At 67.9% G+C, this 21,183-nt stretch carries 18 protein-coding genes; 10 read left to right on the plus strand and 8 right to left on the minus strand.

The genetic code is table 11. The annotated features are described in order from the left end of the window. Positions 1 to 44 precede the first annotated feature (44 nt). A complete protein-coding gene (locus ACZ5PO_RS31190; protein WP_464186344.1) occupies positions 45 to 746 on the plus strand; it encodes an SDR family NAD(P)-dependent oxidoreductase in 702 nt (233 codons plus the stop codon). 10 nt (positions 747 to 756) lie between these two features. Here the strand turns inward: ACZ5PO_RS31190 and ACZ5PO_RS31195 are convergent, their stop codons facing one another. Beyond that, complete coding sequence (locus ACZ5PO_RS31195; RefSeq protein WP_464186346.1) at positions 757 to 2,064, minus strand: MFS transporter; 1,308 nt, start codon at positions 2,062 to 2,064, stop codon at positions 757 to 759. 189 nt (positions 2,065 to 2,253) lie between these two features. Here ACZ5PO_RS31195 and ACZ5PO_RS31200 point away from each other — a divergent pair, with 189 nt between their 5' ends. After that, positions 2,254 to 2,919: a TenA family protein gene (locus ACZ5PO_RS31200; protein WP_464186347.1), complete on the plus strand. Its 666-nt coding sequence runs from the start codon at positions 2,254 to 2,256 to the stop codon at positions 2,917 to 2,919. 9 nt (positions 2,920 to 2,928) lie between these two features. On the opposite strand, the gene ACZ5PO_RS31205 is transcribed toward ACZ5PO_RS31200, so the two are convergent. The 3 genes from ACZ5PO_RS31205 to ACZ5PO_RS31215 form a co-directional block, all read right to left on the minus strand. After that, on the minus strand, positions 2,929 to 3,195 hold the full coding sequence (locus ACZ5PO_RS31205) for a hypothetical protein (RefSeq protein WP_464186349.1): 267 nt from the start codon (positions 3,193 to 3,195) through the stop codon (positions 2,929 to 2,931). Between the two features lie 64 nt (positions 3,196 to 3,259). Then, a complete protein-coding gene (locus tag ACZ5PO_RS31210) occupies positions 3,260 to 4,066 on the minus strand; it encodes a hypothetical protein (protein ID WP_464186350.1) in 807 nt (268 codons plus the stop codon). 290 nt (positions 4,067 to 4,356) lie between these two features. Then, a complete protein-coding gene (locus tag ACZ5PO_RS31215) occupies positions 4,357 to 5,376 on the minus strand; it encodes a helix-turn-helix domain-containing protein (protein WP_464186351.1) in 1,020 nt (339 codons plus the stop codon). Positions 5,377 to 5,850: 474 nt separating this feature from the next. On the opposite strand from ACZ5PO_RS31215, the gene ACZ5PO_RS31220 reads away from it, so the two are divergent. Further along, on the plus strand, positions 5,851 to 6,759 hold the full coding sequence (locus tag ACZ5PO_RS31220) for a class I SAM-dependent methyltransferase (protein ID WP_464186353.1): 909 nt from the start codon (positions 5,851 to 5,853) through the stop codon (positions 6,757 to 6,759). Positions 6,760 to 7,147: 388 nt separating this feature from the next. Beyond that, positions 7,148 to 8,359 carry an acyl-CoA dehydrogenase family protein gene (locus tag ACZ5PO_RS31225; protein WP_464186355.1) on the plus strand — a complete coding sequence of 404 codons (1,212 nt, stop codon included), beginning with the start codon at positions 7,148 to 7,150 and terminating at the stop codon, positions 8,357 to 8,359. 37 nt (positions 8,360 to 8,396) lie between these two features. On the opposite strand, the gene ACZ5PO_RS31230 is transcribed toward ACZ5PO_RS31225, so the two are convergent. Together ACZ5PO_RS31230 and ACZ5PO_RS31235 are read right to left on the minus strand one after the other, a co-directional pair. Beyond that, positions 8,397 to 10,715, minus strand: coding sequence for a heavy metal translocating P-type ATPase (locus tag ACZ5PO_RS31230; protein ID WP_464186356.1), 2,319 nt, complete (start codon positions 10,713 to 10,715; stop codon positions 8,397 to 8,399). A 4-nt stretch (positions 10,716 to 10,719) separates the two neighbouring features. Then, entirely contained in the window at positions 10,720 to 11,262 is a 543-nt protein-coding gene (locus ACZ5PO_RS31235; protein WP_464186357.1) for a cytochrome b, read from the minus strand. A gap of 314 nt (positions 11,263 to 11,576) precedes the next feature. Between ACZ5PO_RS31235 and ACZ5PO_RS31240 the strand changes: the two genes are divergently transcribed. From ACZ5PO_RS31240 to ACZ5PO_RS31250, 3 genes are all read left to right on the plus strand, one after another. Next, a complete protein-coding gene (locus tag ACZ5PO_RS31240; RefSeq protein ID WP_464186358.1) occupies positions 11,577 to 12,902 on the plus strand; it encodes an NtaA/DmoA family FMN-dependent monooxygenase in 1,326 nt (441 codons plus the stop codon). 53 nt (positions 12,903 to 12,955) lie between these two features. Continuing rightward, positions 12,956 to 13,780, plus strand: coding sequence for a MetQ/NlpA family ABC transporter substrate-binding protein (locus ACZ5PO_RS31245; RefSeq protein ID WP_464186360.1), 825 nt, complete (start codon positions 12,956 to 12,958; stop codon positions 13,778 to 13,780). A 156-nt stretch (positions 13,781 to 13,936) separates the two neighbouring features. Beyond that, a complete protein-coding gene (locus ACZ5PO_RS31250) occupies positions 13,937 to 15,157 on the plus strand; it encodes an acyl-CoA dehydrogenase family protein (RefSeq protein WP_464186361.1) in 1,221 nt (406 codons plus the stop codon). Between the two features lie 21 nt (positions 15,158 to 15,178). Here ACZ5PO_RS31250 and ACZ5PO_RS31255 read toward each other — a convergent pair whose 3' ends face one another. After that, on the minus strand, positions 15,179 to 16,690 hold the full coding sequence (locus ACZ5PO_RS31255) for an MFS transporter (protein WP_464186363.1): 1,512 nt from the start codon (positions 16,688 to 16,690) through the stop codon (positions 15,179 to 15,181). Positions 16,691 to 16,868: 178 nt separating this feature from the next. Between ACZ5PO_RS31255 and ACZ5PO_RS31260 the strand changes: the two genes are divergently transcribed. From ACZ5PO_RS31260 to ACZ5PO_RS31270, 3 genes are all read left to right on the plus strand, one after another. Further along, a complete protein-coding gene (locus ACZ5PO_RS31260; protein WP_464186365.1) occupies positions 16,869 to 17,756 on the plus strand; it encodes a LysR family transcriptional regulator in 888 nt (295 codons plus the stop codon). Between the two features lie 337 nt (positions 17,757 to 18,093). Continuing rightward, positions 18,094 to 18,948: a LysR substrate-binding domain-containing protein gene (locus ACZ5PO_RS31265; protein ID WP_464186366.1), complete on the plus strand. Its 855-nt coding sequence runs from the start codon at positions 18,094 to 18,096 to the stop codon at positions 18,946 to 18,948. Between the two features lie 105 nt (positions 18,949 to 19,053). Then, positions 19,054 to 20,205, plus strand: a complete 1,152-nt coding sequence (locus tag ACZ5PO_RS31270) for an HPP family protein (protein WP_464186368.1) — start codon at positions 19,054 to 19,056, stop codon at positions 20,203 to 20,205. 21 nt (positions 20,206 to 20,226) lie between these two features. Here ACZ5PO_RS31270 and ACZ5PO_RS31275 read toward each other — a convergent pair whose 3' ends face one another. Next, positions 20,227 to 21,117: a MetQ/NlpA family ABC transporter substrate-binding protein gene (locus ACZ5PO_RS31275; protein WP_464186369.1), complete on the minus strand. Its 891-nt coding sequence runs from the start codon at positions 21,115 to 21,117 to the stop codon at positions 20,227 to 20,229. Positions 21,118 to 21,183: the final 66 nt, after the last annotated feature.

Here is a 21,183-nt window from a genome sequence, read left to right on the forward strand (position 1 = left end):
CAGGTCGTAGCGGTGCGGCCGCAGCCAGCAACGGACCGAGGATCATGCCCCACATTCCCTACAAGACGGCCCTCATTGTCGGTGCCGGCGCCGGCATCAGCGCTTCGGTCGCCCGGCAACTGGCGGCAGCTGGCGTCAAGGTCGGCCTGGCGGCGCGCAGCCCAGGCAAGCTGGCGCCGCTCGCGGCCGACATCGGTGCTGCGACCTTCGCCGTGGACGCCGCCGATCCGGCGGCCGTCGCCCGGCTGTTCGATCAGGCCGATGCGCAGCTCGGCGAACCCGACGTGGTGCTCTACAACGCCTCGGGCCGCCTGCGCGGGCCCATCGCCGAGCTGGATCCCGGTCAGGTGGCCCAGGCGATCGCGGTCTCGGCGTTTGGCGGCTTCCTCGTCGTGCAGCATGCGGCACGGCGCATGCTGCCCCGTGGCGTCGGCGCCATCCTGCTCACCGGCGCGTCGGCGAGCGTCAAGGGCTTCGCCCTGTCGGCACCATTCGCCATGGGCAAGTTCGCCCTGCGCGGCCTGGCACAAAGTGCGGCGCGGGAGCTGGGGCCGAAGGGCATCCACGTGGCGCATTTCGTCATCGACGGAGGCGTCCGCAGCGCCGCGCGCGCGGATCCGACCGACCGCCCCGACAGCACGCTCGACCCGGATGCCATCGCCCAGACCTACCTGGACGTGCTCCGGCAACCGCGCAGCGCCTGGTCCCTCGAGGTCGAGGTCAGGCCCTGGGTGGAGACGTTCTAGTCAAGCCCGCTCACGCGCGCGGCAGGCGGCCGGGGACGAGCCGCACCTTGCGTGGCGCCGCGATCCAGATCGCCGCCGCCGATATGACGCAGCAGGCGATGGCCAGCATGAAGGCAAGGCTATAGCTGCCGGTCACGTCGCGGATGACGCCGGCGACCCACGGGCCGGCGGCACCGCCACCGATCAAGGCGACCGTGATGACGCCGAAGATGGAGCCGTAGTGCGGGCCCTCGAAGATTTCCGCGACGATGGGGCCCATGACCGACGTCAGCGCGTACCCCAGAAAGCCTTGCGAGACCACCATCAGGTACAGCAATGCGGGTGACGGCGCACGCTCGAGGCCGATCAGGGCCGCATAGCAGATGGCGAAGCCGCAGCATCCCACGGTCCACACCCACTCGCGCCCGATACGGTCGGACAAGGCCCCGAGCCCGATCTGCCCGGGTATGGCGATGGCGCTGACGATCCCCAGGCCCCAGGCCGCGACGAGCGGCGTGAAGCCGACTTCGATGAGGTACTGCGTCTGGTGAACCTGGACCGCATACCAGGCGAAGAGAGCGCAGAAGTAGCCGAGCACGATCCACCAGAAGCGGCTGGTGCGCATGGCCCGTGCGAGGGTCCAGTCGACGGCGGCCCAGGCCGGATCGACGACGTTCGACATCCTGCGGCCCGCATCGGCCGCGGCCGAGCGCGACGCCCCGTCGGGCAGCAAGCCGATGTCCTCCGGCCGCCGCCGCACCAGCAGATTCAAGGGGCCGACGATGAGCAACACGAGGAGCCCCATGGCCCAGCACGATGCCCGCCAGCCGTCGCGGCCGATGATCGACTGCAGCCAGGGCAACAGCACGATGGCGCCGACGCCGACGCCGGAGAACGCAAGGCTCATGGCCAGCCCTCGGCGGCGCACGAACCAATGCGGCAGGAACAGCGACTGCGCCGTGAAGCTCATGAGGTTGGCGCCGCCGCCGACCAGGACGCCCAGCGTCGCATAGAGCTGCCACGGCTTCTCGATCGCCGGCGCCATGAGCAGCCCGACGGTCAACAGGACCACGCCGCTCTCGATGACGACGCGCGGGCCATGGCGGTCCATGAGCCGGCCGACGATCGGGCTCAGGGCAGCAGAGACGAGAAAGCCGAAGGAGAACGCTCCGGCGGCAAGGCCACGGTCCCACCCGAACTCGTCGATGAGCGGCGGCAGCAGCAGCGAGAAAGCCGTGCGCGCGGTCACGCTGACGGCCATCGTCACGAACGCGATGCCGATGATCAGCCAGCCGTAATAGAACGGCAGGCGCGACGCCCAATGGCGGGACGCTTCCATCACCTGGCTCGCGCGTGCTTCACGATCGACACTGATCCGTTGGACGCAACTCTCATCACCAACTCCGATCAAGCGGCCGAGTGACGGCGCATGCCGGCTGCTTCATCGCACTACAGCCCCCCGGCTCATTGGCAAGCGACATCTCGTCTACTGTTGACAGGACAATCACGGAAAAGGCACGTTTTTGGGATGGACGTCTTCGACCGGCTGAAGGCGGCGGCCGCCGCCGATTGGCAGAACTATGTCGACCACCCGTTCGTGCGCCAACTGGGCGCGGGCACGCTGCCGCAGGCGGCGTTTCGCGCTTACCTCGTGCAGGACTACCTGTTCCTGATCCAGTTCGCCCGCGCCTACGCGCTCGCCGCCTACAAGGGCCGCGCGCTGGCCGACATCCAGGCGGCGCACGGGGGGCTTGCCGCCATCCTCAGCGAGATGGAGCTCCATATCCGGCTGTGTGGCCGTTGGGGGCTCTCGCCGGACCAGATCGAGGCTGCCCCCGAGCATCGAGCGACGATCGCTTATACGCGTTTCGTGCTGGATTGCGGTGCGGCTGGAGACCTCCTCGATCTGCATGTTGCGCTGGCGCCTTGCGTCGTCGGCTATGCCGAGATCGGCCGCAACCTTGCCCCGCGCGGCGTCGATGCGCTCGGCGACCATCCCTATCGCGAATGGATCGGCGAGTATGCCGGCGAGACCTATCAGGACGTGGCCGTCGCGGCGCGCCGTCACCTCGACGATCTGGCGGCGAGAGCCATGACCGAGCGACGTTTCCCCGCGCTTGCCGCGCTGTTCGGCCAGGCGTCACGACTGGAGGCCGATTTCTGGCAGATGGGCCTGGCCGCCGCGGGCGCCTGATGCGGGGCGCTATCCGGCTCGGCTCCGGCGCCAGCCTTTGCTATCCCCGAGCCGCTTTTCACGCTCAGGTCCCATGCCTTCGCCCTGCGCGATCGCCGCCTGCAGAAGCGAGCTCGCCGCCTGCAACAGCTGAAACTCGTTCAGCGTTTCGCATCGGCTGAGCAGGTCAGCGAGGACGACGGGGTCGACTTGGTCGGCATGATCGATGACCTTGCCGATTGCTTCCACGATGGCGGCCGTCGGGGTGTCCGACACGGTAAAATCGCTCAGATCCATCTCTATCGTCGTCTCCTTTAGGCGGGTATTGCTGCCCCGCTGACGGGCGAACGCGCTGCCGCCCCTAGAAGCGGATCGACGCGCCCACCACCGGCCCGTGCTGGATGACGTCCCAGCGAAAGCCGCCTTTCTCGTAGTCCTGGTAAAGCGCCCGGTAGCCTGCGCGAACGAGGGTCTGGTAGCCGAGCAGCATGGTGCGATAGCCGAGGTAGGCCTGACCGTTGAGGCTCAGCCGGGAGCCGGCGCCGAAGCCACCGGCATCGCCCTCGAGCAGCAGGTTCCAGCGGTCCGTGAGATCGATGTTGATCCGCGCGCCGACGAACGGGTCGACCCAATGCTCGCTCTCGGAGACGTCCAAGCCGGCGACGCGGACGCGACCGGTCAGCCGCGTCCAGCGGACGCCGGCCGTCGGCTCGATGGCAAAGGTCCGCGGCGCGCCGAACACGGTGTTGCCGCCGAGGTCGGCCTCGTAGATGCGGTAGAACGCGCCGGCGCTGACGATCGTCGACGTCATGCCGACACCGGCATCGAACGACCTGACCTGCTCGTCCGACGACACGTCGGCGTACTGACCGTTCACGTAGGCGCCAAACCGCCCGTTGGTCACCTCGACCGCGCCCATGAACCCGAAGTCGAGGTTCTTCAGGGTATCCGCGAACGGCACGTCGACGTGCCTGGGAATGCCGAAGACCGCCGCGTCGCCGTTCAGGGACGAGGCCCAGAGATAGGGGCTGACGACGATGGCCCAATCGGATTGAGCCGCCTGGACCTGCGGCGGCATCGCGACCGATACCGCATCGGCAGCGGCGGCCGCGCCGGCCGCCGTCAAGCACCCGGTCAGGGCGACGGCGCAGAGTCTGACCCATGTCATGATCCGCTCCTGTCGATCACGGCTTCGGGAGGGGCGGCTTGCTCCGCAAGGCGGCGTGCCACGGCGCTTTTGGCTTCAATCGCATGGATCATCGTCCCCCTCTCGTGCCGATCCACGTCCCCGCCGCACTGGGACGCAGTCGCAAGCCCCCCTTCCGCCAACGCGTGACGGCCCATGCGCCGCCTAGCACGGGCGCCGGTCCCGCGATCCTCATTCCGTCTCATTTGGCTCGTCGCGCCGTCTCCGCGCGCATGGCGCCCCCGCCACGCCGGCGCTGGCGGGTGACGCCGTCAGCGGTCGCGCAGCCGCTCCGCGTAGGCCGCAAAATGCTCTTGCAGGTGGCCCAGCGGCTGACATGCCAGCGCGAGCGCCATCCCCTCCCGGCGCGCTTCGGTCGGCGTCATGGCAAAGCGGGCGCGAAAGGCCCGCAGAAGCTGGCTGCTGCTCGAGAACCCGAGGCTGAGGGCGATGTCGGTTATCGAGCGCTGGCCGCGCAGGAGCTCCCGGCAGGCCGCATCCAGCCGCCGTTCACGCACAAGCCTGGCCACCCCGCCATCGGCGGCGAACATCCGGTAGAGATGCGCGCGAGAGATGCGGAAGCGGCGCATGAGCACGACGGGACCAAGGTCCGGATCGGCAAGATGGGCGTCGACGAAGGCCAGCACGTGCCGCCGCAGCACCGGCGCCAGCACCGGGTCGGCGTTTGAGCCCAGAGGAGCGCGCCGCGCGAGCCCGGAAGCGATCAGGTCGATCGCCGCCTCCTCGATGGCGAGGGCGTCCTCCCGGTCGAGGCCCGGCGTCATGTGGGACAGGCTGACGATGAAATCGGCGAGCACCTGCGTCATGGGAGCCCCCGCCTCGAGCACGAGCCCATGCAGACTGCGCCCGCCGGCCGCCCTGTCGACCCGCTGGCGCGGCAGCACGACGGAGATGCGCGAGCCCGAGCTGACGTGGGTCACGAGCGGGCGGGCGAGATCCAGGACGAAGATGTCCCCGGGCGCCGCGGCAACCGTCCGGCCGTCGCAGTCACCGCTGAGGGAGCCGGCGGCGAGCAATTGAACCAGATAGTGGTCGAGGCCGCCTTGCGCGATCACGCGCCGGTCGCGACGGTAGCGCTGTGCGTTGAAGCTGGTCGGGCCGATCAGCAGCGAGCCGATCCCCCGTGACCGCACCGAGCCCCGGAGCACGCTATCCCGATCGTCAGGGGGCAGCGTGGTCTCGAAGACGGGCCGGGTGATCTCGCGCCAGACCTCGTTGCGCAGGCCCGGCTCCACCAGATCCGTCGTCAGCAGAAGCTCGTCCTGCGCCACTCGCCTCCCCCGATCGCCTCACGCCCCCTGCGAGGAAGCCGCAATATCAGCGATCGCACGGAACAGGGCTAGTGTGACGTATCGGAAAATCACCGCCCGCGGGACTTCGACGGAGGCCGCCCCATGGGGCGCTGCCGAAGCGCTTCACCGGCTTGGAGGTCGACCCGTCACCGCGCGCTCCATCGACAGCAAAGCGGGAGCAAAACACTCGCGTCGCGCAGGTCGATGCCCCGCCCAACGCGGATCAGTTCAGGCGTTCTATAAGAATCCGATCATAAAATCATGAAATAATTTGTCGCCTAACTCACGATATCATCGATATAAGATCAACGAAAATCGATATATTAATGAAACAATTCGCACATCAATAACATGATTGTCACAATTCACCATCTTGACTTATAAATTATATCATTACACTTAAGGGCAAGGCGAGCTTGGCCACTCGTGCCACGACAGCAAGAGGGTAAGGCAATGGTTGGCGCTGAACTGGGGTACATCGCGAGCGTCGTGGAAGGCCAAGGTCCAGGGCCCGGCGACTATGCCGACCTGATGGCGGCGTTCGACCGAATCCATCGGACTCTCTTCGTCGTGGAGCACGGGATATCCAATCGCGCCGAATGCGACTCGGCCGTGCCGTCCTTCTTCAGCAAGCACCGCGACGTATTCAGGACGACATGGACGATGCAGGGCTTCGTCCACGCCAAGCCCCACGGCTACGCCGGCGACTTCGAGCTCATTGAACGCATCTACGCGAAGATCGCATCCCAGAGGAGCGACCTGGTCAAATGGGACACCTTCTTTCATGAAAGCGCAGGATCAAAAGCCGTACGCGACAGATCCAACGTTCTTTCCTCGATACTGAAAGAAATGCGCCCGAAGACGTTACTCTCCGTCGGCTGTGGGCCCGCCTTGGACGTCTGCATGGCCGCTCAGCAAGCAGACTACTTACAATCGATCGCTTTTCTCGACAATGACGAAAAGGCAATTTCCCGCGCCAGGCTGAATTTCAATCTTCTATGCAGCCCGGACATAGAAGCACATTTTATACATAAGAACGCACTTCGCTTTCGCGCTGGAGCGAACTACGATCTGATTTGGTCGTCGGGCTTGTTCGATTACCTGAGCGATAAGGCGGCCGCGGTCCTGCTGAAGCGCTTGCGCGAAAGTCTCCGGCAAGGCGGAACGATCGCTGTCGGCAACTTCGCCCACGACAACCCCTCACGGTCTTACATGGAAGTCGTCGGCGACTGGTTCTTGATTCACCGCGGACCAGCAGATCTCATGCGCCTCGCGGCTCATGCAGGGTTCGAGCGATCGAAGGCGCGCGTTATTGCCGACGAGACCGGCATAAATCTTTTTCTTATCGCCGAAGCTGCGTGACGCGATCGTCGTCGGCTCGCTCCAGGGCCTAGCAGGGAGGCGGGGCAGCCGCGGCGCGCTCCGCGAGGTGCCTCTCCCCGCGTGCGCACCGGAACAGGCACATCCAAGGCCCCTCCAGAGCCGAGGCCGGACGGGCGGCCTCCTCCCTCGGGCGGATGTCACAGCCTCCGAGGAGAGGCCGCCACGCCCGTCGCGACCGCCGTCCCGAGAAATAATTTTCGGATAATCCTATAAATTAAGATATCAGTCCTCCGACAGCAACAAAATATGAAAACGGCATCTGTATAACGGCCCGCTGCGGCGGTGATATACAGGCAGGTGGAGCCGCACCGACCGCGGTACTGCCCTGCCCGCGGCGCGGTCGCGCCGACAATGCCGAAGGTGAGCCGTGTCCGATCGTGCCGAGGCTGTGACCATTGCGAGCCATCGCCCGGCGGCGGTATGGACGGCGATCGCCGAGGAGGTCGCGGCCGAGCTGCACGCCAGCGCGGTGGCGCGCGAGCGCGCCGGCGCTGCGCCGGTGGCGGAGATCGAGCTGCTGCGGCGTGCGGGCCTGCTCACGCTGCTCAATCCGGCCGAGCACGGCGGCGGTGGCGGCCGGTTCATCGATTCCTTCCGCGTCGTCCGCGCCCTCTCGCGGGCCGACGCCAACGTCGGCCAGCTGCTCAGCTATCACTACCTGCTGTCGGCCAGCGCCTTCACCCGCGCCCTGCCCCAGCAGCGCGACGCCCTGATCCGACGCTCCGTCGCCGACCAGTGGTTCTGGGGCGGCGCCTCCAACCCGCGCGACGCGACGCCCGTCCTGACGCCGGACGGTGACGGCTTCCGCCTGAACGGCCGCAAGACCTTCGCCTCCAACGCCGCGGTCGCCGACCGGATTACGCTGCGCGCCCAGCTCGGAAACGACGTCGTGTTCATCGCCGCGCCGGGCCGAGCGCCCGGCATCACCCATGTGCACGACTGGGACGCCTTCGGCCAGCGCCTCACCGAAAGCGGCAGCGTCGAATTCCGCGACGTCGCCATCGCCCGCAGCGAGGTGCTCGGGCCGCTGCCGCCGCCTCAGGCCAAGGACGTGCCGCCGTCGGCCACGCTGGTGGTGCCGACCCACCAGCTCTACTTCGTCAACTTCTACCTGGGTACCGCGGAAGGGGCGCTGGCCGAGGCCAAGGCCTATGTCACGGCCCACGCCCGGCCGTGGCAGACCTCCGGCGTGCGGGCTGCGCATGAGGACCCGTACGTGCGCGAGCACTACGGGCTGCTCTACGCCGACGTCCGCGCCGGCCTGGCGCTCGCCGACGAAGCAGCCGTGACCCTGCAGGAGGCCCACGACAGGGGCGCGGCGCTGACCCGAGCCGAACGCGACGCGGCGGCGGCCACCGTCTACGCCGCCAAAGTGCACAGCACCCGGGTGGCGCTCGACGTGACCTCCCGCATCTTCGACCTGATGGGCGCCCGTTCCACCGGCGCCGCCTACGGCTTCGACAGGTTCTGGCGCAACGTCAGGACTCATACGCTGCACGATCCCGTCGCCTACAAGGCCCGGGAGGTCGCCGAATACGCCTTCACCGGGACCATCGCGCCGAACCCGCTCTACAATTGAGGCTGCGGCTGGCGGCCGGAGCTATGGCAAGACGACGTCAATCCGCCTCCAACGACCGGTAGATCTCGTCCTCCTGGGCGAAATGCAGCCGGGTGATCGCTTCGAGGCCGTGGAGCAGGCGCTGGATCTCGTAGCGCTGCGCGTCGTCCGGCCCGGCTTCGGCGACGGCCTCGCGGAGGGCGCGCAAATTGTGGACCTGACGCTGGATCTCCATATGGGTTCGGCTCATGCCTGCCAAGGCGTCCGGCCCACCGTCCGTGCGGCGAAGGCGGGCGTAAATCTGCTCGTCGTGCGTCTCATGCGGCAGGAGCCGCTCCCGCAACGCCACCTCGAGCTGCGCGAGCTGGCTCTGGACCTCGAGCCGCGGCAAATGGCGGATCCGTTCGCCCGTCATGCGGATGTCGTCGACGACATCGGCCAGAGCGCGATGCTCGGCTTCGAGCGTCAGCAGGTCCTCCTGGCCGAGTCGATGCCGCGCGCCGAACCGGACCGGTCCTCCCAAGGCACGCAACGCATTCATGATGGCGGCGACGTCGATAGCCTCCTGCAATAGCGCGCCCTCGACGGGCGCCAGATAGCCGAATGCGGCCGCGATCATCCCCACGAGCGACAAGGCCATGCCGACATAGACGCTTTGCAGCGCGATGCCGCGCGAACGGCGGGCGATGCGGATGGCGCTGACCAGCCGGTCCAGCCGATCGACCAGGATCACCACGTCCGCGGCTTCGGAGGACGCCGCGGCTCCCTGAGCCCCCATGGCCACACCGACATCGGCGGCCGCCAGGGCCGGGGCATCGTTGACGCCGTCGCCCACCATCAGGACCGGGCCGTTGGCCCGCTCGGCCGCCACCGCAACGGCCTTGTCCTGCGGCTTCATATCGCTGATGACGCCGTCGACCCCGAGAAATGCGGCGACGCCGGCAGCCAGATCGGCGCGGTCGCCGGTCACGAGGACGATGCGCCGGACACCGGCATCGCGCAGATGCCGCAACACCGCGCCGGCTTCTGGCCTGACCTGATCCGCCAACAGCAGGGCACCGGCGATCGCTCCGTCGACGGCAACCGCCACGGCGACCGTGCCGTCGCGGCGGATCCATTGGCCCACCTCGCGGGCGAACGGCGAGAGGTCGGCCTTTGCCGCCACGAAATCCCAGCCGCCGACGCGCACCTCCTGGTCCCCCACCCGCCCGACGACGCCCGATCCCGGCACCTCGCGCACATCAGTCGGCGCGGCGAGCGCCAGGCCGCGCTCGCGCGCAGCGGCGACGAGGGCCTGCGCCACCACGTGGGGCGAGCTCTGGTCCAACGACGCGGCCAGCCTGAGCAGCTCGAGGCTGTCCCACGGCGCGCACGTCTTGGTCTCGACGAGGCGGGCGTGGCCGTCGGTGACCGTGCCCGTCTTGTCCAGGAGAACCGTCCTGGCGCCGGCGAGCCGCTCGAGCGCGCCCCCGCCTTTCACGACCACGCCCCGCTTCGCGCAGCGCGACATGCCCGCGATGATCGCCACCGGCACGGCGAGGATCAGCGGACACGGCGTCGCCACGACGATGACCGCCAAGGCGCGCACAGCCTCCCCGCTCAGTGCCCAGGCGGCGCCTGCTATGGCCAGCGTGAGGACCAGGAACAGCAGGGCGAAGCGATCGGCCAGCCGCGCCATCGGCGCCTTGGCGTCCTGCGCCGCCTCGACCAGCCTGACGATGCCCGCATAGGTGCTATCGGCCGCCGCGCTCGTCGCCTGGAGATCGAAGGCGTCGCCAGCATTCGTGGAGCCGCTCAGTACGGGCTCGTCGGCCTTGCGCCGCACCGGCAGCGCCTCGCCGGTCAACGCGGATTCGTCGAGTATGCCGACCCCCGCCACGATAGTGCCGTCGACGGGGACGACCTCGCCGCGGCGCACGAGAAGGCGGTCGCCGGGCGCCAGATCGGCCAGCGCGACCTCCTCGAGGCCCGCGGCCGCGTAGCGGGCGGCACTGCGCGGCATGCGGCTCAGCAGCGCCGTCATCTCGCGCCGGGCCCGTTGCTGTGCAAAGTCTTCCAGTGCCTGGCCGCCCGTGAACATCAGTGCGACGATGATGCCGGCAAGGTGCTCACCGAACGCGAGCGCCCCGCCCATCGCCAGGACGGCAAGGAGATCGAGGCCGAATTCGCCGCGACGAAGGCTGATCCCGATATCGATGACGAGGACCGCGAGGGCGGCTCCGGTGCCGGCCGACCAGACGTCCGCGGCGAGATCCGCCCGCCCGGCGAGCCAGGCGACCCCGCCCGCCAGGAGCGCTGCCGCCACCGCCGGCAGGAGAAGGCGCTTGCCCGCCCGCCATCCCTGCCACGGCGCGTGTGCGGGGTCCTGCTTCGGCAAGGCCCTACGCCCGCCGCGGCGGAGCCGGCAGCATGCGCTGCACGATGCCGTCACGATGCGCGAACTGGTGATAGATCGCCGCGAGCATGTGGCCGACGGCCAGCGCGATCAGCGCGTATGAGGCGAGCTCATGGGCCGCCGTCAGGGGACGAAAGAGCTCGGGCGTGCGTGCGAAAGGCGAACTCACATGGAACAGCCCGAAGTCGATGCCGCGCCCACGGAAGAAGAGCGTCGGAAGGCCGATCGCGGGGATGAGGATCATCAGCACGTAGAGGAGACCATGGACGGCGAGGGCGGCCCGCCGCGTCAGCGTTCCGAGCGTAGCGGGAAGCGCCGGCGGCCTGTGCGCGAGCCGCCAGACGAGCCTGACGATACTGAGGAGCAGCACCGACAGGCCGACGAGGACGTGAAGGTTCACGGCCGCGCCGGTCCACGCTTGCGGAAAGCTGTCAACTGCCAGGCCAAGCCCGAAGGCGATCACGATCAGCAGGGCGATCGACCAATGGAGAATGATCGCCACCGTTCCGTAACGATACTGCTCAGACATGAGCCCGCCTGCTCGCCCCCTCGGATTTACGGCAGCAGACCAGCACGGATCGGGGCTCCTCTCGTTGATCTGGCTCAATCGCCGCCGGGGTATCGGACGTTGTGTTTGTGCAGGCGCATCCCACAGAAACAGAGTCCACATGACCAGCTGATCTGAGAATTATATTTTCTATTCCAGCCTTCAATAAAGTAGTTGATTTTCTTGTGACCAGCATCCTTTGCCGATAACTGTCGTCGCTTCGACGCCGCAGGGCTTGTCTTCCGACAGCCGGGCCCCGGTCTCGCGCGATGTTCACACAAAGGGTCAGGCCGAGGATGATTGCAAGGCAGTTGCACCTGGGGGCCAATCTGCACGGGCCCGGCGGCCACGAGGGCGCCTGGCGCTGGCCGTCGTCCGATCCGAACGCATTCATCAACATCAAGCAGTATATCGCCGGCACGCAGATCGCCGAGAGCGGCCTGTTCGACGTGGTCTTCGTCGGCGACTCGCCGGCGGTGCAGCTTGACCTGGCGGTGCAGCCACCGACCACCGGGTTCGAGCCGACGGTGCTGCTCACGGCGGTGGCGACGGCCACCTCGTCGATCGGCCTCATCGCCACCGCCTCGACCACCTACAACGATCCCTACAACCTGGCCCGGCGGCTCCTGTCCCTCGACGTCATCAGCGACGGGCGGGCGGCGTGGAACGCGGTCACCACCTACAATCCGGGCGCCACGGCCAACTTCGGCGGCTACGAGCTGGAGCGCGAGGCACGCTATCGGCGCGCCGAGGAGTTCGTCGAGCTGGTCCGCGCCCTCTGGCGCAGCTGGGGCGATGGCGCGATCGTCGCCGACAAGGCATCGGGCCGCTATGTGGACACCACACGGCTCCGCCCGGTGGAGCGGCCTGGCGAGCACTTCTCCGTCCGCGGTCCCCTGACCCTGCCCGGCTCGCGGCAGGGCTATCCGGTCATCGTGCAGGCCGGCGGATCGGCGGCCGGCCAGCGGCTCGCGGCGAAGAGCGCCGACGTGGTGTTCGCCGCCGCGGTGGAGCTGCCGCTGGCGCTGCGGGAGGCCGAGAAGGTCCGCGTCGCGGCCCGGCGGCTCGGCCGCGCGCAGGTGCCGCTGATCATGCCGGGTCTCGTCACCATCATCGGCGGCACGGAAGCGGAGGCCCACCAGCGGCGCCAGGCGCTCGACGCGCTCATCGACGGCGAGACCACGATCCGTTCGCTTGCCGCCAAGCTGGGCGTACCTGCGGACGCGCTGGCCCTCGACCGGCCGGTGCCCGAGGAACTGCTGCCGTCGCGGGACGACGTGAAGGTGCCGCACGGCTTCTTCCAGACCATCGAGCACCTCATCCGCGAACGGCGGACCGTGCGCGAGATCGCCAGCGCCGCCCAGGGGCGCGGCAACGGCCACCGCGTCATCTGCGGCACACCCGAGCAGATCGCCGCGTCGATCGCGGAATGGTTCGAGGCGGGCGCCGCCGACGGCTTCAACATCATGCCGGACGTCCAGGCCGACGGCCTGCCAGCGTTCGTCGACACGGTGGTGCCCCTGCTGCAACGACGCGGCATCTTCCGCACCGCCTACGCCGGCTCGACCCTGCGCGAGCACCTCGGCATCGGCACGATCTCCGCGCAGCCGGCTGCCGCGTGAGTTCGCGCCGCGCACGCCGCCGAAATGGATCCAGACGCAAAGGACCAACGCCCATGACCGCCGTGATCGAGCGCGCGACCCGGATCCTGCCGGTCGCCGCCCTCGCCGTCCTCGCCGCCCTCGGGCTTCAGCTGGTCAGCGCCGCGGCGACGCATGCCGCCGAGCCGCTCAAGGTCGGCACCACGAGCGGCCCGATCGCCGACATCATCCAGCATGCGGCCGCCCGGGCCAAGGACAAGGGTGTCGACGTCAAGATCATCGAATTCTCGGACTGGGTGACGCCGAACGAGGCCCTGCGCAACGGTGATATCGACGCCAATCTGTTCCAGCACGTGCCCTTTCTCAACGCCGCCATCGCTGCCCGCGGCTACGATTTCAAGGCCGTGGCGCCGACCTACGTGCTGGCCGTGGGCCTCTATTCCAAGAAGATCAAGAAGCTTGCGGACGCCAAGGACGGCTCCACCGTGGCCATCGCCAGCGATCCGGTGAACGGCGCGCGCGGCCTGCTGCTGTTCGAGAAGGCCGGCCTGATCAGGCTGCGCGCCGGCGCCGGCGAGAAGGCGACGGTGACCGACATCGTCGCCAACCCGAAGAAGCTGAAGTTCATCGAGGTGGAAGCGCCACAGCTGCCGCGGGTGCTCGACGACGTGGAGCTCGCCCAGGTCAGCATCAGCTATCTCATCGCCGCCGGCGGCGACCCGGACGCGGCGCTGATCACCGACGGCTTCGGCGAGGCCCGCTATGCGCTGCAGTTCGTCACCAAGACCGCCAACGCCGACGATCCGCGGCTGAAGCGGTTCATCGACATCTACAGATCGCCCGAGGTCAAGGACTACATCGTCAAGACATACGGCCGCTACCTCGTGCCGGTGTGGTAAGGGCCTCGTGTGGTGGATCCGACGTTCCCGCCGTTCGCACGACATCCGCGCTCAGGAACTTCAGATCCATTGAACCACGCTAGAATCAAAGAGTTTCCGTTGTGGCTGCGGCATCCGAAATGCGGATTCGCCATGTAATCGACGAGCGAGGTCACGATGGGGTTGCAGGGACTATGGGGTCAGGATCCGACCCCGCGGTATGATCGTCTGGCCGCGCCCTTCCGGCCGGTCTTCGCGCACATCGCGGAGGGCGCGCTGGCGCGCGAGCTTGCCCACACGCTGCCGCACGAACCGCTGGCGCTGCTGAAGCAGGCGCGGTTCGGCGCCCTGCGGCTCGCCGAGGACGAGGGCGGCCAGGGTGTCGGCTTCGCCGAGCTGGCGGCGTTGATTATCGAGCTGGCCGAAGCGGATTCCAACGTCGCCCAGGCGCTACGCGGCCATTTCGGCTTCGTCGAGGACGTGATCAACCGCCGGCCGGGCGCTGTGCGGCGGCGGTGGGCCGAGCGCTTCGCGCGCGGCGAGATCACCGGCAACGCCTGGACCGAGATCGGCGACGCCCGCATTGCCGCGTTCCTGACCCGCATCACCGAACGCGACGGGCATTTCTTTCTCGACGGGACGAAATACTACACCACGGGCTCGCTCTTCGCCGACTGGATCGACGTGGGCGCCACCAGCCCCGCCGGCGAGCGCATCGCCGTCGCGGTCTCGCGGCACGCCGACGGCGTCACCATCGAGGACGACTGGGACGGTTTCGGGCAAACGCTGACCGCCAGCGGCACGACGGTGTTCGCCAACGTGCCGGTCTCGCCCGACGATATCGTGGCCGCCGACCAGCGCTTCCGCTACGCGTCGGCGTTCTTTCAATTTTATCACCTGGCGACCCTGGCCGGCGTCGGCCGCGCCCTGACCCGCGACCTGTCGCTGGCGGTGGCGGCGCGGCGCCGCACCTATACGCACGCGGCGGCCGCGCGCTCCAGCGAGGATCCGCAGGTGCTGCAGGTCGTCGGCCGCGTCCGGAGCGCGGCCTACGCCGCCGGCGCCATCGTGTTCCACACGGCGCGCGCCCTGGACCGCGCCTTTGCCGTGCGCATCTCCGACGACGCGGACGAGATCGAGGAGGCCAACGCGACGGCGGAGCTCGAGGTGGCGCAGGCCCAGACCGTCGTCTCCGACCTGGTCCTGGAGGCCGCAACCATCGCCTTCGACGCGCTGGGCGCCTCGGCGACGAAGAAATCGGCAGGCCTCGACCGCCACTGGCGCAACGCGCGGACGCTCGCGTCCCACAACCCGCGCATCTACAAGGATCGCATCGTCGGCGACTTCTCGGTCAACGGCACCCCGCCGCCGTACCAGTGGCGCACGGGCGAAGCGTAGAGCGCTCGCCGGTCCGCTTGTTCACTGCGCCGGCGCAAGCTGCCTCCGACCGAGGACGACGAAGCTCAACGCCGAGAGCGCCCACGCGCACAGCGCGGCGTAGAGCATCACCCAGCTGAAGCCATGCGCGAGTGCCTGCCCGGCCAGCAAGCGGGAGATGCCGCCGGCCTCGGCCGCTTGCAGATTGCCGGCTGCAATCGTCTCGACAAGCCCGTCGATCGTCGTTCCGACCCCGCCTCGTGGAGCAGCCGGCCCGAGATCGGCGCGAATGCCCTGAAGAAGGATGAAGCCCATCAGTGCGATGTTGATGGCGAGCGAGATCATGCGCGCGCTCATGTCCATGCCTGACGCCATCCCGCCCCGTTCAATCGGAACCGAAGCTGTCGCGGTATTCGTGACGGGCGTGTTCATCAGTCCGATCCCCGTCCCGGCCATGATGCAGCCCGGTAGCATCGTCGCCCAGCCCGCATGGTTGCTGGTCGCGGCAAGCCGCATGAGCACGAAGCCGGTCCCGATGACGAAGAGGCCGAAAGGAATGACGAACCGCGGACCATAGCGCAGGAGAAGTCGTTCGCCGAACGGCGGGGCGATCAGCGTCGGCAGCGTGTAGGCAAGCAAGGTGAGCCCTGCGACCACGCTGTCGTAGCCGAGGACGGCCTGGAAATAGATCGGCAGATAGACGACGAAGGGCCAGAAGCTGAAGTTCATGCCAGTCGAGCCGAGCAGCGCGCCCGAGAAGCTCGGGGAGCGGAAAGCGCCGAAGTCGAACATTGGCCGCGTCACCTTCATCTCCACGACGACGAAGGCGAGGGAGCTGACCGTGCCCAGCGTGGCGACACCGAGCCCGATCGGATCATCGGAGCGAAGCGCCTGTCCGCGCGTGATCAGATAGACCAGGCAGAAGACGGCCAGCGACAACGTGAGCATACCGGCAAGATCCATGCGAACGGCGTGGGGATCGGACGACTCCGTGACACCAGCGCGGGCAAGGGCAAGAGCGATGATCGCCGCCACCACGTGGACGAGAAACACCCATTCCCAGCTCAAGGCGACGACCGTCAGGCCACCGACGAGCGGGCCGAATCCCAGGCCGCTGCCGAAGACGATTCCCCACCAGCTGAATGCCACGCTGCGTTCCCGCCCGTCCCGGAACTGATGGGAGAGCACCGCGATCTGGCAGGCCAGCATGGCGGCCGCCCCGGCTCCCTGGACGAACCGCGCGGCGATCAGGATGGGAGCGTTGGCCGCCAGTCCGCAGGCCAGCGAAGAGACACCGAAGACGGCAATTCCCGCCATGAACACACGCTTGCGTCCGAAGCGGTCCGCCAAGGCGCCCGAGGCCATCAAGCACGCGGTCATCGCTATGGTGTAGGCATTCATGATCCATTGGAGCTGCTGGAAATCCGCGGAAAAGACCTGTTCCAGAGTCGGCAGGATGGCCGGGATGCTCGATATCTCGAGACCGAACATCAGCGCCGAAAGGCACACCGCGGCCAGAGCAACTTTATTCGCTGAGGATTTATTCAGAATCATGCCTTAACCTTGCTTCACTCGGCCGCCGCAAGGTGGTCTATAAGTTTCATACTTACTTATTTTATTGTGATGACACCGTTTGAGCGGCCGCGATTATCTTGGCCAAAGTGCCGTCGCGTTGATTATAATGCAATTCTATGGCAGGCTATTTCAGTGATAATGGATCCGGATGACGATCATGACGACGCTCGAGGTCGACTGCGTTCGCGCCTTTCTGATGGTTGCGGATCATCGCAGTTTCACCCGCGCGGCCGAAGCTCTGGGCATCACTCAGGCTGCAGTGAGCGTGAAGCTGAAAAGGCTCGAAGAGCGCCTCGGCCAGAAGCTGATCGAACGCACGCCACGGCAGGTTCGCCTGTCGGCTCAGGGCGAGATCTTCTTCCCGTCGGCACGCGAGTTTCTGGCGGCCCATGAGCGGGCCATCGCTGGTCTGACGACGGCCCGGCGCCGCTTCAGGCTTGGAATCGCCAGCCATGTCATGGGACCGGAAGTCCCCACGCTGCTGGCACGGCTGAAGTCACTCGACCCGGCGCTGACGATCGAAGTTCTGCTCGACACCTCCCGCGCGCTGCTCGACTCTTTCGAGGCAGGCCGGCTCGATGCCGTCATCATCCGCAGCGACGACGACCGGCGTGACGGCGAAGTGCTGGGGCCGGAACATTTCGGCTGGTTCGCGTCTCCGGATTTCGTGCACCGCGCCGACGAACCGCTGCCCATGGCGGGGCTGTCGCCCTGCTGCCTGGTTCGTAACCTGGCGACCCCGCTGCTCGCTCGTGCTGCGATTCCCTGGACGGAGGTGTTCATTGGCGGAACCACCGCCATAGCGGCTGCGCTTTCGGCGGGCCTGGCAGTCGCTCCCTTTCCGCGCCGCCTCGCCCCTGTCGATGTGGTCGACGTCGGCGACGCGCTGGGACTGCCGCCGCTTCCCTCGTTGTCGCTGGTGCTTCACTCCTCCCTCTCCGATCCGAGGACAAAGGAGACCCTGCGCGCGATCACGGCCGCGTTTCGCGAGCATCGCAAGTCGAGCAACAAGCCAATGTGCCTCGCCCAAGAACATCCGGTGTAGATCGTCCGCCAATCCCGGCCCTTCTGCCGCCCCGTCCGTCTCGATACCGATAACGCCTCCGGTGGTGCGATGGCGGGCGTCTCGATTTCATCCAAGAGCGATTATTGTGCCGGGCTCGGTCGCCGTTTGCGGCGCGCGGCAAATAGCGTCGGACGCCACCATCAGCTCACGTCCGTCCCGGCTAAAGCCCGCGGCGGCCGGTCGCCGCGCCCCGCAGGTCGCCAGTGGCGCATATTTCGGCCATAAGCCTACTTTTTCGCCAATTTTGGCGGATCCAGCTTGATTTTAATTTCAAATCGGGAAATGAGATGCGTGCATCATTTCTGATTTGGAATTCATGGACCTTCCGTCACTTGAGATCATGCGTGTGGTCGCGGCCGAACGCAGCGTCACACGCGCGGCCAAGGTGCTGGCGCGCGCGCCCTCCAACGTGACCATCCGTGTGCAGCAGCTCGAGCGCGACCTCGGCGTGTCGCTGTTCAGCCGCGACGGCAAGCGGATGACGTTGACCCGGGAGGGCGAGACCTTCCTCACCTACGCCAATCGTCTGCTGGCCCTGGCGCAGCAGGCCCGCGAGGCTGTCAGGCCGCTCGTGCCGGCCGGCAACCTGCGTGTCGGCAGCATGGAAAGCACCGCCGCAAGCCGCTTGCCCGGTGCTCTGGAACGGTTTCATGCGCGCTGGCCATCGGTGTCGGTCAAGCTCGCCATGGGCGCGACCCGCGAGCTCGTCCGCGACGTGCTGGACGACCAGCTCGACTGCGCGCTCATCGCCAGACCGGCCGACGAGATGGCGGGCTTCGGCGACGTCGACGCCGAGCGCGTCTTCACCGAGGAGTTGCTGATCGTCATGCCCGGCGACCACCCCGACATCAGCAACGCCACAGATCTGCAGGTCGACACGCTGGTCGCGCTGGAGCCGGGGTGCACCTACCGGCGCATCGCCGAGACCTGGGGGCGTCAATCGCCCGGGCTGCACACCGCCGAAGTGGCCTCCTACCACGCCATCCTGGCGAGCGTCGCGGCGCGGGAGGCGGTCGGCGTCATGCCGCGCTCGGTCCTCGACCTCATGCCCCAGCCGGCGCCGCTCAAGACGTACAGCCTCGGCGACGTCGACACGCTGTTCATCCGCCGGCGGAGCAACCGTCCGCCGGCCTTCGATGCCTTTCTGGATGCCCTGACCGCACCGCCGTAACGGATCGCATCCCGGCCTGCCTCCAACCGGCTCGGCGCGGCACGCCCGTTCGACCGCCCTATTCGTGACCTGCCGTCCGGCCGTGGACCGCGGGAGAGGTTTCCCATGTCCAAAGTGCCCGATCGGCCTCCCTCCGCCTCCTCAAAGGCCCGCCTGCGCCTTTTTGCACCCATCCTTGCGGGCGCGACGCTGCGCGAGCGCATGATCGCCTGCCTGGGCGCGCTGATCGGCATCGGCCTGACCGGGCTGCTGTGTGGCCTCATCCTCGGCAACGGTCCCCATGTCCCGCTCCTGGTGGCCCCCATGGGCGCATCCGCCGTGCTGCTGTTCGCAGTGCCGTCGAGCCCGCTCGCCCAGCCATGGTCGATCATCGGCGGCAACACGTTGTCCGCGCTCAGCGGCTTTCTGGTCGGGCGCGCGGTGCACGATCCGGTCGCGGCGGCGGGTGCGGCGGTCGCGCTTGCCATCGCCGTGATGTCCTTCACGCGCTGCCTGCATCCGCCGGGCGGCGCGGCCGCCTTGACGGCGGTTCTCGGCGGACCGGCGGTGGCGAGCTGGGGCGTGCTCTTTCCGCTCGTGCCGGTCGCGCTGAACTCCTGCATGCTGGTCGGGCTCGGCCTGCTGTTTCATCGGCTGTCACGGCGCAGCTATCCGCATGCCGCGCCGCCGCACCCCGTCAATACGCACGGGACCGCCGACCTGCCGCCCCCGCTGCGGGTCGGCGTCCATGGGGAGGACATCGACGCAGCGCTCGCCAAGCTCGACGAGAGCTTCGACATCGATCGCGGCGACATCGAGCGCCTGTTGCGCGAGGTGGAGCTGCAGGCCGTCGCCCGCTCGCACGGCGATCTCGCCTGCGCCGACATCATGTCGCGGGACGTCATCGCCATCCGGTCCGACGCGACGCGGGACGAAGCGGTGTCGCTGCTGATCCGACACAATGTCCGCGTCCTGCCGGTGACGGACGATGGCGGCCATCTCCTCGGCACGGTCGGCCTGCGCGAGCTGGTCGGCGCTGGCGACCGCCTGGCCGATGCGCTCTCCGCACCGGCAATGGCGTCCCCTGGGTCACCGGCGGTCGACCTCCTGCCGGTGCTCACGGACGGCCGAACCCATGCGGTCATCATCACCGCTCCGGACGGCCGCGTGCTCGGGCTGATCTCGCAGACCGATCTGCTGAGCGCGATGAGCCGCCTGCCCTCCATCAGGCGCTCGCCGCGGACTGGGGCGTCCGTGGCAGCCGGCGCCGCAGGATGAAACGGGTCGTTCGGCCCGCCGTTACCACGTGGGCAGGATGGTGCCCTTGAACTTGTCGGCGATGAAGAGCTTGACCGGCTCGGAGCGATACAGGGCGATGTACTGCTTCACGCGCGGGTCGTCCTTGCGATCGTCGCGCGCGGCGAACACCAGCGACCACTCCGAGCTGGCAGTCTCCAGCGCCAGCGCCTTCTTCTGGTCGAGGCCGGCCAGGAAGGCGTAGTTGTTCGACACGAACGCGGCCGCCACGTCGTCGAGCGAGCGGGCGAGCTGAGCCGCATCGATCTCGGTGAACTTCAGCCCCTTGGGGTTGTCGGCGATGTCTGCGACCGTAGCATCGGCGCCGGCGCCGGCCTTCAGCTTGATCAGACCCGCCTGCTGAAACAGGAACAGCGCCCGCGCCGCATTGGACGGGTCGTTCGGGATCGCCACGGCGGCGCCGGCAGGGATCTCGGACGCCTTGGCGTACTTCGACGAATAGATGCCGGCCGGCACGACGATCGAGGGATCCAGCGCCACGATCCGGTAGCCGCGCGCCTTGACCTGGTTGGCCAGATACGGCCGGTGCTGGAAATTGTTGAGATCGATGTCGCCCGACTGGAGCGCCGCGTTCGGCAGGTTCCAGTCGGAGAATTCGACGACCTCGACCTTCAGCCCCTGCGCGGCGGCGAGCTTGGCCGCCTCCCGCAGGATATCGCCGTAGGGCCCGGCGGAGACGCCCACCCGCAGCACCGCCGGCTGCCCCGTCACAGCCGCCTGTGGCCGCGCTTCCTCGGCCGAGGCTGCCCCGGCCAGCGCCACCGCGAATGCAAGCGCGAGCGGTCCGGCGCCGGATGGCCGGCGGTGCTCTCCGCGGCGCCGAGTCAGGCCGCGCAGCAGGACGGACAGGGCGGAAACGACTCGGCTCTTCAAGACAGGCACTCCGGCAGGTGATGACACGCGGGCTGTGCCCAGGCGCGATCGATGAAGGGAGGCTAC

It is taken from the genome of Chelatococcus sp. KU-N122 (assembly GCF_055391085.1).